This window comes from Qipengyuania nanhaisediminis (assembly GCF_900115585.1).
Taxonomy (GTDB): domain Bacteria; phylum Pseudomonadota; class Alphaproteobacteria; order Sphingomonadales; family Sphingomonadaceae; genus Qipengyuania; species Qipengyuania nanhaisediminis.
Window position 1 is genome coordinate 1,120,200 of record NZ_FOWZ01000001.1, and the last position, 10,276, is coordinate 1,130,475.

The 10,276-nt window shown below is 62.0% G+C and carries 11 protein-coding genes; 7 read left to right on the forward strand and 4 right to left on the reverse strand.

Going from position 1 to position 10,276, the window contains the following annotated elements; all coding sequences use genetic code 11:
• Window positions 1-118: 118 nt before the first annotated feature.
• Together groL and groES are read right to left on the reverse strand one after the other, a co-directional pair.
• Window positions 119-1,738: a chaperonin GroEL gene (gene groL / locus BM173_RS05600; RefSeq protein WP_090478210.1), complete on the reverse strand. Its 1,620-nt coding sequence runs from the start codon at window positions 1,736-1,738 to the stop codon at window positions 119-121.
• 52 nt (window positions 1,739-1,790) lie between these two features.
• Entirely contained in the window at window positions 1,791-2,105 is a 315-nt protein-coding gene (gene groES, locus BM173_RS05605; protein ID WP_090478214.1) for a co-chaperone GroES, read from the reverse strand.
• Window positions 2,106-2,368: 263 nt separating this feature from the next.
• On the opposite strand from groES, the gene BM173_RS05610 reads away from it, so the two are divergent.
• Together BM173_RS05610 and BM173_RS05615 are read left to right on the forward strand one after the other, a co-directional pair.
• A complete protein-coding gene (locus BM173_RS05610; RefSeq protein ID WP_090478216.1) occupies window positions 2,369-2,602 on the forward strand; it encodes a hypothetical protein in 234 nt (77 codons plus the stop codon).
• The gene (locus tag BM173_RS05615; protein ID WP_090478219.1) at window positions 2,599-2,868 is read left to right on the forward strand and encodes an usg protein; all 270 of its coding nucleotides are present in this window, start codon (window positions 2,599-2,601) and stop codon (window positions 2,866-2,868) included. The genes BM173_RS05610 and BM173_RS05615 overlap by 4 nt, the downstream gene beginning before the upstream one ends.
• 280 nt (window positions 2,869-3,148) lie before the next feature.
• Here BM173_RS05615 and BM173_RS05620 read toward each other — a convergent pair whose 3' ends face one another.
• Window positions 3,149-3,835 (reverse strand): type 1 glutamine amidotransferase domain-containing protein, encoded by a 687-nt coding sequence (locus BM173_RS05620; RefSeq protein WP_090478221.1) that lies wholly within the window; start codon window positions 3,833-3,835, stop codon window positions 3,149-3,151.
• Between the two features lie 248 nt (window positions 3,836-4,083).
• On the opposite strand from BM173_RS05620, the gene BM173_RS05625 reads away from it, so the two are divergent.
• Genes BM173_RS05625 through BM173_RS05640 form a run of 4 tightly spaced genes read left to right on the forward strand, consistent with a single transcriptional unit; the run spans window position 4,084 to window position 8,871 of the window.
• The gene (locus tag BM173_RS05625; protein ID WP_143089574.1) at window positions 4,084-4,713 is read left to right on the forward strand and encodes a TetR family transcriptional regulator; all 630 of its coding nucleotides are present in this window, start codon (window positions 4,084-4,086) and stop codon (window positions 4,711-4,713) included.
• Window positions 4,710-6,395 (forward strand): MFS transporter, encoded by a 1,686-nt coding sequence (locus BM173_RS05630; RefSeq protein ID WP_245755774.1) that lies wholly within the window; start codon window positions 4,710-4,712, stop codon window positions 6,393-6,395. Before BM173_RS05625 ends, BM173_RS05630 begins: the two co-directional genes overlap by 4 nt.
• Window positions 6,392-7,501, forward strand: coding sequence for an HlyD family secretion protein (locus BM173_RS05635; protein WP_090478231.1), 1,110 nt, complete (start codon window positions 6,392-6,394; stop codon window positions 7,499-7,501). The genes BM173_RS05630 and BM173_RS05635 overlap by 4 nt, the downstream gene beginning before the upstream one ends.
• Before the next feature lie 5 nt (window positions 7,502-7,506).
• Window positions 7,507-8,871, forward strand: a complete 1,365-nt coding sequence (locus BM173_RS05640) for an efflux transporter outer membrane subunit (RefSeq protein ID WP_090478577.1) — start codon at window positions 7,507-7,509, stop codon at window positions 8,869-8,871.
• 312 nt (window positions 8,872-9,183) lie between these two features.
• Here BM173_RS05640 and BM173_RS05645 read toward each other — a convergent pair whose 3' ends face one another.
• Complete coding sequence (locus BM173_RS05645; RefSeq protein WP_090478233.1) at window positions 9,184-9,585, reverse strand: hypothetical protein; 402 nt, start codon at window positions 9,583-9,585, stop codon at window positions 9,184-9,186.
• A 188-nt stretch (window positions 9,586-9,773) separates the two neighbouring features.
• Between BM173_RS05645 and BM173_RS05650 the strand changes: the two genes are divergently transcribed.
• Window positions 9,774-10,276: thermonuclease family protein (locus tag BM173_RS05650; RefSeq protein WP_090478238.1), on the forward strand; the 503-nt coding region annotated here is incomplete at its 3' end.

Below are 10,276 nucleotides of genomic sequence, written 5' to 3' on the forward strand. Positions count from 1 at the left end.
CGCCATTTTCGGAGACTGCCCCTCTCAAGAGGGCGTGTGGAGACGCTAGGCAACACTGCCGCCAGCCGTGCGTGGAGGTTGGGAGAGCGCAGCTTGATGCCGCGCTCTCCTCACCCTGTTAGAAGTCCATCGCCGGCATCGGTGCGGGCGTGTCTTCCTTGGGCAGTTCGGCCACCAGCGCCTCGGTGGTGATCAGCAGCGAGGCAACCGAAGCAGCGTCCTGCAGCGCAGTGCGCACCACCTTCGCCGGATCGATGACACCCGACTTCACCAGGTCTTCATATTCGCCGGTCGCGGCGTTGAAGCCGTGGTTATAGTCGTCGCCTTCGAGCAGCTTGCCGACGATATAGGCACCGTCCTCACCCGCGTTCTCGGCAATCTGGCGAGCCGGGGCGCGCAGCGCACGGCGCACAATGTCGATACCCGACTGCTGGTCGTCGTTGGCGGCCTTAAGGCCTTCGAGCGACTTGAGCGCGCGGAGCAAGGCTATACCGCCACCCGGCAGGATGCCTTCCTCGACGGCCGCACGGGTTGCGTGCAGGGCGTCGTCGACACGATCCTTGCGCTCCTTGACCTCGACTTCGGTGGCACCGCCGACGCGGATGACGGCAACGCCGCCAGCCAGCTTGGCCACGCGTTCCTGCAGCTTCTCACGATCGTAGTCGCTGGTCGTGGTCTCGATCTGGGCGCGGATCTGACTTACCCGGGCGTCGATGTCGGCCTTGTTACCGGCACCATCGACAATGGTGGTGTTGTCCTTGTCGATGATGACCTTCTTGGCCCGGCCGAGCATGCCGATCGTGACATTTTCCAGCTTGGTGCCGAGTTCCTCGCTGACCACATTGCCGGCGGTGAGGATGGCAATATCCTGCAGCATGGCCTTGCGGCGATCGCCGAAGCCGGGTGCCTTGACCGCCGCGACCTTCAGGCCGCCGCGCAGCTTGTTGACCACCAGGGTTGCCAGGGCTTCGCCTTCGACATCCTCCGCGATGATCAGCAACGGCTTGCCCGACTGCACGACCTGTTCGAGCAGCGGGATCAGCGCCTGCAGGTTCGACAGCTTCTTCTCATGGATGAGGATGTAGGGATCCTCGAGTTCCACCTTCAGCTTTTCGGCGTTGGTCACGAAGTAGGGCGAGAGATAGCCGCGATCGAACTGCATGCCCTCGACCGTTTCGAGCTCGGTTTCGAGGCTCTTGGCTTCCTCGACCGTGATCACGCCTTCGTTGCCGACTTTGTCCATGGCTTCGGCAAGGATGCGACCGACGGTTTCGTCGCCATTGGCGGAAATGGTCGCGACCTGTGCGATTTCGCTGTTGGCAGACACCTTCTTGGCATGGCTCTCGAGGTCCTTGACCACGGTGCCGACGGCGAGGTCGATACCGCGCTTCAGGTCCATCGGGTTCATGCCGGCAGCAACCGCCTTGGCACCTTCGCGCACAATGGCTTGGGCAAGAACGGTGGCGGTGGTGGTGCCGTCACCTGCCTTGTCGTTCTGCTTGCTGGCGACTTCGCGCAGCATCTGTGCGCCCATGTTTTCGAACTTGTCCTTGAGTTCGATTTCCTTGGCGACAGTGACGCCATCCTTGGTGATACGAGGGGCACCGAAGCTCTTCTCGATCACCACGTTGCGGCCCTTGGGGCCGAGAGTTACCTTGACCGCATTTGCAAGCGTATCCACGCCGCGGAGCATGCGATCACGCGCATCCGACGCAAACTTTACTTCTTTCGCAGCCATCTGGCCTGCTCCTTTCTCTTCTTTCGATTGAACCGAAGATCGGGTTGGTTGCTTACGCCACCTTTTTGAGCTCGGCGGCAGTTTCGATGATGCCGAGGATGTCGCTCTCTTTCATGATGAGCAGGTCCTCGCCGTCGATCCGCACTTCGGTGCCGGACCACTTGCCGAACAGGATGCGGTCGCCCGCCTTGACGGCGAGTTCCACCAGCTTCCCGGCATCGTCACGCGCACCCGGGCCAACGGCGACGACTTCGCCTTCCATCGGCTTTTCCTTGGCGGTGTCAGGGATGATAATGCCGCCGGCCGTCTTTTCTTCAGCCTCGATACGGCGAACCAGCACGCGATCGTGCAAAGGTCGAAAATGCATGCATAACCTCCATTACAAAGCGAAATGACTTACAGCGCCTCCCCCGGATGATCGGCAGGAGGCATTTCGCGATCTAGTTTTGCTGGAAACGGCTTCAAGAGGTCCAAATCAAATTTTTTGGCACTCGCCGATTGCGACCGCCACTGGGCGCTTTCCGGAGGCCTTATCAGGGACTTGACGGTCTGAAATCGACTCACAAAATACGCCGAGCGGAGCAATCCGCAGTGAGTGACCAGCGGCAAGGCAGAAAGGAGGATTTTCCTATGTCGCAACCCTTCGCACGATATTTGCATCCATTCGATGTAGCGCATCATCCCTCGCTTGAGCCCGAAGTGAAGCGAGCCATCCTGGCTTCCTGGGCCTCCGATCGGCATACCGTCGAAAACCAGCCGGCGATGCGCCAGCCCCCCGAACTCAAAGGTCCGGTTTCGGTAGATAATGTATTCGCCGCGCTGCGCTCGCTCGTTGGCCCGGACAGCCAGCCTACGTTGCAATGACCGACCGCGCTTTGCTGGTTCAGCTGGAAGGATACGGGCTGACGACGGCTGAGATCTGCTATTTCATGCCGGATCACCCTTCGCTCCTGCAGATCTATGCTTGGCAGGAATACGATGCAGCACCGGATTTCCCGGTGCTGTTCGATTTCCTCGCACATTGGCGGCGAGAGATCGAGGCGGAGATCAGGTCAGTCCGTATCGCACACGAAAAGATGATCCGGCCAGCGCGCTGGCGTTCGGCGGATGGCGTGATCTCGTGGGACTAGCAGAGCCGTGTGATTGAGCTTGCTAACCCGGACGCGTGCCAATGGAAGCAAGCTGCTGACTGGTAAAATCTGAAAACCTTCGACCAATTGATAGGCAGCTTTTCGAGTTTCCCCACTGAAAGCTGCCGGTCGGTTTTCGGCCCCATTTCGGTCATTCTGCAATAGTCGGCTGGAAAGGCAATTTTGGGGCCGTTAGCGAACCATCCGCTTCTGACATATGAACTGTCAGAACGAACGTGCGCCTGACGACCCCATCTTATTGGCCGCTGATAGCAAGAAACTACTGCATGCTGGCGAGCGCTTCGAGGAGTTTTTCTGCAGCCGGCTCGCTGGACGGCGGGTTCTGGCCGGTAATCAGCAGCCCGTCCTGTACCACGTGGGGTTCGAACACGCCGTCCTTGGAGAAGTCGCCGCCCTGCTGCTTCAGCACGTCTTCGAGCAAGAAGGGTACGACGTCGGTCAGGCCGACCGCTTCTTCTTCCTCATTGGTGAAGCCGGTAACCTTGCGACCCTTCACGATCGGATCGCCTGTCGGCGAGGTCACGTTCTTGAGCACTGCGGGCGCATGGCAGACGAGCGCCACCGGCTTGCCCGCCGAGAGCGCACCCTCGATAGTTGCCTTGGAATCCGCGCTCTCGGCCAGATCCCACAAGGGGCCGTGACCGCCGGGGTAAAACACCCCATCGAAATGGGAGACGTCGACTTCGGCCAGCTTCAGTGTCGAAGCGAGATGCGCCTGCGCTTCCTCGTCGTCCTTGAACCTCTTGGTCGCGTCGGTCTGCGCATCGGGTTCGTCGGACTTGGGATCGAGCGGCGGCTGCCCCCCGGCCGGGCTCACCAGCGTGATGTCGTGGCCGGCATCCTTGAGCACGTAATAGGGCGCTGCAAACTCCTCGAGCCAGAAACCGGTCTTCTTGCCGGTGTCGCCAAGTTCGTCGTGGCTGGTGAGAACCATGAGGATTTTCATGCGCGTAGTCCTTTCATCTTGCGGGAGGGCTCGATCGGCTTTGGTCTACCCTTCGCACTTGGAACACGCGGGCAGAGTTTCGGTTTCGCGCTACCGCCTCTCCTACGCCCGGAACCAATCGCCGCGTGAAAATATCGAAGACAGATGGGTCTCTCCGCATGGAGGAGCCAGCACCCTTGCGCAAATATTCAACAACCATTGAATATTGATTGTCCGTACCTTATGTTGCGCTGCACAAGGAACGAGGCATGACCGAACGACGCGGGCGTGGACGCCCCAGAGAAAACGATAGCGACACCAGTGCGGCAATTTCGCGCGCCGCGTTGCAGCGCTTTGCCGCGCAGGGTTTCGACGCCACCTCGCTGCGCGAGATCGCCGGCGATGCCGGGGTCGACGTCGCGCTGATTTCCTATCGCTTTGGCGGGAAGCAGGGCTTGTGGAAGGATATCGTCTCGCAGGCCGGTACAGACCTGCGCGAAGCGCTCGAACGCGCTCTGGACGATAGCGAGACAACCGGCGCACACAAACGGCTCGAGCATTCGGCCCATGCCTTCCTCGCTTACCTTCTCGATCGACCAGAGGTCCCGCGCCTGCTGCTGCGTGACATAACGATCGATAGCGATCGCTCGAAATGGCTGCTCGAGACGCTCTCGCTGCCGCTGCACCGCCATTTCATCGAATTGGCGCAAGCCGCAGCGGAGGAGCGTGACAAGACCCCGGCGCACCTCGAGTTCCGGGTAGCGAATTTCATCTATTCCGCCGCCAGCACCGTCGCCCGGCGCGAACGCCTCGGCAAGCTTGTCGGCGGCATGGAAGACGATGCGCAGTTTGCAGCCGCGCTCGAAGAGGTGCTCGTCGCGGGAGCGCTGATACCGTGACCCAACGCGGTACCCTCATCGACACTGTGGATGGCTATCGGTTCAAGCAGCACGAGATGCCGATCCTCCCCGGCTCTCCGGCCAATCCCGACCACCCTCCGGCGCGCCGCGCGGCCTATCTCGCCATCGGCATCTTCATGGCTCTGGTGGGTGGCGCGCAGAACGGCTTCTTGCTCGCGAATGCCCCAGCGCTACAGGCCGAATTCGCGCTGACCCCGGTCGAGGCGGGTTGGCTGACGGTGGCCTTCTATTCGACATACGCCACCATGAGCATGCTATTGTTCCGCGTGCGGCAGGAATTCGGCATCCAGCTCTTCGTGCGCTGGGCCATGGCGGGACTGGTCGCGGCTAATTTCGTGCAGATGATCGGTCCCGGCTACTATCCCGAACTCGCCGCGCGCGCAGTTGCGGGCATTACCGCCAGCGGCCTCTCCGCGCTTGCGATCTATTACCTCATGCAGGGGCTGCCCGCGGCCATGCGTGTTGGCGGACTCGTAATCTCGCTCGGCCTCACGCAGGTCGCCGTCCCGCTCACTCGCGCACTATCGCCGGCCCTGCTGGTCGACGGCGACATCAGCCATATCTTCCAGTTCCAGTTCGCGCTTTCGCTGCTGGGCCTGGGGATGGTCTACTGGCTGCGCCTGCCGCCGGGTATCCGCAAGCAGACCTTCGAGAAGCTCGACATCCCGAGCATCGCCCTGTTCGTTGTCGGGGTCGCCGCGCTGTGCGCCTTCCTCATCCAGGGCCGCATCCAGTGGTGGGACACGCCATGGCTCGGTTACGCGCTGGCCGCCAGCATCCTTGCGCTGGGCGGGTGCTTCCTGATCGAGGCCAACCGCAAGAGCCCCATGCTCGACCTCAGCTGGCTTTCGAGCCGCTCGATCCTCGCGCTCGCGCTGATCGGGGCAACCGTGCGCATCCTCGTTGCCGAACAGGGCTTCGGCGCGAGCGGGATGTTCGCCGCGCTGGGCTACGGCAACGAGCAACTGACCGGTTATTTCTGGGTGCTGGCCGGGGCGACCTTCGGCGGCATGGCGCTGTCGGTGGTGCGGCTCGACCCCAAGGACCTCACCCGGCCCGTACTCTTCGCAATCCTCGTCATCTGCATCGCCGCTTTCGCTGATACGCGCACCGGGGTGATGACACGGCCGCAGGACCTCTACCTCACGCAGGCCGCGATCGCCTTCGCGGCGGTCTTCGCGATGGGGCCGATCATGATGGAGGGCATGCTGCGCGCGCTTGCGGCGGGCCAGAGCTATGTCATCAGCTTCATCGCGATATTCTCGCTTTCGCAATCGATCGGCGGCCTGGCGGGGATCTCGCTGCTGTCTGCCTTCCACACCGTGCGCCTGAAAACGCATCTCATTGACGCCGGAAGTACGCTCACCCTCGCCAACCAGCAACTGGGCCAGGCTCTCGGCAATGCCGCACAGCGCGCCGCTCCGCTCCAGGGCGATCCCGCCCTCCAGCAGCAGGCAGCCGCCGCGAGCATCTCGCAGGAAGTCGGCCGAGAGGCCGCCGTGCTCGCCTTCAACGATGTTTTCTTCCTCATCGGCACGCTGTCGGCGGTGACCTTCACCGTCGTTTTCGCGCCGTGGCTCATCAACAAGATCCGCGGGCGCAACCCGCTCGCCAAGGAACTGGCCTTCATGGAGGCCATGCTCGCAAGGACCAGACAATGACCGATCCAAACCCTTCCAAAACCGAAACCATGACCGAAGACGTGCCCGCGCCCGAGCAGGAGACAGGCTGGTCGCCCAATCCCTCGCGCCGCCGGATCGTGGTGGCGGTCGGGGCGATCCTCCTCGGCGTGCTCGTAGCGCTGTTCGCATGGGACCTCCCGCCCTTCGGCGGAGGCGACGAGACGACCAACAACGCCTATGTCCGCGGGCGCACCACGGTCGTGAGCCCGCAGGTTGCAGGCTACCTCGTCGAAGTGCCGGTGGCAGACTTCCAGCGCGTGGAGAAGGGCGAATTGCTCGCCCGGATCGATGATGCGCCCTACCAGCAAAAGCTCCAGCAGGGTGCGGCCAACACGGCAGCCCAGCAGGCCACGCTGGCCAACAGCGCGCAAAGCCTGCGCTCGGCACAGGCGCAACTCGAGCTGCAGGACGCCGCCGTCGCGGCTGCCCGCGCAGGGCTGCAGAAAGCGCAGGCCGACATGAACCGCATCGCCGAGCTGGTTGACGAGGGTTCGGTTTCGCTGCGCGAACGCGATCAGGCGCGCGCGGCTCTGCAGCAGGCGCAGGCTGGAGTGAGACAGGCGCAGGCGCAGCGCGCCATCGCGGCGGAGAACGTTCGCTCGGTTACCGTCGGCAGGGGCGCGCTCGAGGCACAGGTCGCGGGAGCCGAGGCTTCGAAGGGCCTTGCCGAATTCGAATTGTCGCGCACCGAAATCCGCGCCCCGCGTGCGGGCCGCCTGAGCGAAGTCAGCGCGCGCGTCGGCCAGCTGGTCACTGCCGGGACCCAGCTCATGTACATCGTCCCCGACGACCTATGGGTGGTGGCGAATTTCAAGGAAACGCAAACCGCGAACATGGCCGTTGGCCAGCGCGCCACACTCGAAATCGACGCGCTTGGCGGCGTGGAGCTCACTGGCCGGGTGCAGAGCATTGCGCCGGCGGCGAGCAGCGAATTCAGCCTGGTGAAGCCTGACACCGGCGCGGGCAATTTCGTGAAGGTGCCGCAGCGCATCGCCGTGCGCATCGTGCTCGACAAGGGGCAGGAAGCCGCACAGCGGCTCGGCCCGGGCATGTCGGTCGTCGCCACTGTCCATACGGAGGACTGATCGTGATGCGTCGTCCTATCGCACTCATGGCCACTTGTGCCCTCGCCGTGTCCGCCTGCGCGCCCACGCTGCAGGAAGCGCCTCCCGGCACCGCCGTGACCCCGCCAACAGAATGGCGGACCAGTCTCGAAGTGACCGCTCCCATCGAAGACGACTGGTGGAACGCTTTCGGCGACCCGCAGCTTTCGCGCCTTGTCGAACAGGCACGAGCCAACAATGCAGACGTGCAGGTCGCCGCCGCCCGTGTCGAAGAGGCGCGCGCGACCGAACGGGGCTCGCGCGGCTTTCTCCTGCCTTCTGTCGGTGCGGGAGCAGAGGGCGGCGTCCGGCGCGAGGTTTCGCCTTTCGGCCAGGCGCAGACCAGCGTTGCCGCACAGCCTGCATTCCGTGCTTCCTACGAACTCGATCTCTTCGGCACGAATGCCGCACGCATCGATGCCGCCGAAGCTGGTGCTGCCGCAAGCGCCGCAGGCGCGGAAGCGGCGCGCCTATCGGTGAGCGCGGCAACCGCGAGTGGCTACATCACCCTTCTTGCGCTCGACAAACGCCTTTCCGTGCTCGAGGAAACTTTGGTTGCACGGCAGGAGGCGGTGAAATTTGCCCGCGACCGGGCCGAGGTCGGCTACACGTCACAGTTACCCCTCAGACAGGCCGAAGCTGAATATCAGGCCACCGCGCAGCTCGTTCCACAATTGAAGGCGCAGATCGCGCGGCAGGAAAACGCCCTCTCGGTACTGACCGGCGAATTGCCGGGCGCCATCGAGCGGGGCGGGACGCTGGTGGATCTGCGCCAGCCACCGGCACCTGCGACCCTTCCGTCCGAGCTGCTGCGCCGCCGTCCGGATGTCGCTGCAGCGGAGTACCGTGTTGCGGCGGCAGATGCGCAAATGCGCGTGGCCCGCGCCGATTTCATGCCTTCCATCGATCTCGGGGCGGCGGCGGGTGTAGTGCTATCCGACCTGCTTGCCGATCCCGTAAGTGTCTGGTCGCTGGGTGGCAGCATCCTTGCTCCGATCTTCCAGGGCGGGAAGCTCCAGGCACAGCTCGACGGGGCGACAGCGCAACGGGACCAGGCGGCCTGGGCCTACCGCTCGGCCGTCCTCAACGCTTTTCGCGAAGTAGAGGATCGCATGGCGGTGCTGGCAAATCTGAAAGAGCAGGAGGTTGCACTCGAGGCCCAGCAGGTGGCCGTGGCCGATGCATTGCGCCATGCGCGCAACCGCTATCGTGCCGGCTACACACCCTACATCGAGCAGGTCGATGCACAGCGTGCCTTGCTGGGCGTCGAGCTGTCGCTGGTGCAGGTAAGGACCGATGAACTCACGACGCTGGTCGGCCTATATCAGGCCCTGGGCGGGGCACCGGAATGAATGCGCGAAGACTTTCGGGACTGCGGCTTGAAAAAGCCGCTATCCCATCAAGATCGGATAGAGGTACTCATTCTCCTGGCGCTGCAGATCGTCCAATTTCACGCATTCTCTAGGAAAACCCCTCGGACAAGTAAATCGTGACCCTAGTTGGAACAGAAATCCGCGATCCGGGCTCAAACTTTACAAGCTCAATAAAAGCACAATTTGACCTTGGTTGCGTAAACAAAAAGCAGTGACCGTGGACCATCCCAAAAAAATCGGCTGGCTTGTGTAAGCCCGCCGATCTTCAAATTTCCCTTGAAATGATAAGGCTCAAGCCGCGAGTTTCATTCTCAAAACTTCGTCCCGCTCCCACCCAAATGCAATTCGCTGGATGTTGTAATTTTTCATTATGGACCGCACCCTACGCGGATCAATCCGGTGCAACTCAGCAATCTCAGATGTTGCAATGAGACGTTGTGCGACACGTAAAACAGAGTTCCGGTCGGCGCGGAAACTGACGCCAGAGTTCTTGAACTCAATCAGGTTTTCCGCTCGCACACTTCGCATCTGCGGTGCGTCGATATTGAGAATATCTTCGGCGCCTTTCTGCGTGACATCGTTTGAGAACGGGAAGTCCGGATAGTCAGTCTCCTCGAAAATGGTATCATCGTATTTCGCAAGATCATCTCGAAGGATTCGAATTTTGCGCGCGTAGTTCGGGCCCCCAGCCATCCAGAATGGTATTTCCCTCTCCACCAGAGCCGCAATAATGTTCCCCCATGGTTTGAGCCGTCCGCCAATGCGACGCGCTGCGGTTGCAATTGGGAGTGCCCGGCGTCGGTTTCCGTTTCTAAATCTTAAGGGGCGGTGGTGCAGTATCTCCGCCCCAATTTGCACTTAGTGTCAGCGAGAATCCCTAAATGAAATGGCTCCTTTCCCTGCTCCTGTTCTTGCCTGCTGTGTCGCACGCGCAGGTTATCACTGGTCAGGGGAAAGCTATCGATGGGGACTCCATCGCCATGACGGGCTTCGACGTTCGCTTGGCTGGTATCGATGCTCCGGAAGCTCTTCAAACTTGCGAGCGCGGGGAAGAAAATTGGGCCTGCGGCCAAGAGGCAAAGGCTCTGCTGTCTGCGTTGGTCGACGGAAAAGTGCTCTCCTGCCACCAGCGTGGTTCCGACAAATACAACCGAGTTGTTGCCTCCTGCAAAGCGGGAAGAACTGACGTCGCAGAAGCGCTTGTAAGAGCGGGCTTAGCGGTGGCCCTTCCTCAGTTCAGCGACCAATACGTTTTTGCCGAGGCGCAGGCTAAGTCGCGAGGCGTTGGCATCTGGGCAGGAGAGTTCATGCTGCCTGCTGACTTCCGTGCGGCGAACCCAAGCTCTGTCCCCCTGGTCAGGATCGAGAAGCAACCCCAGGCACC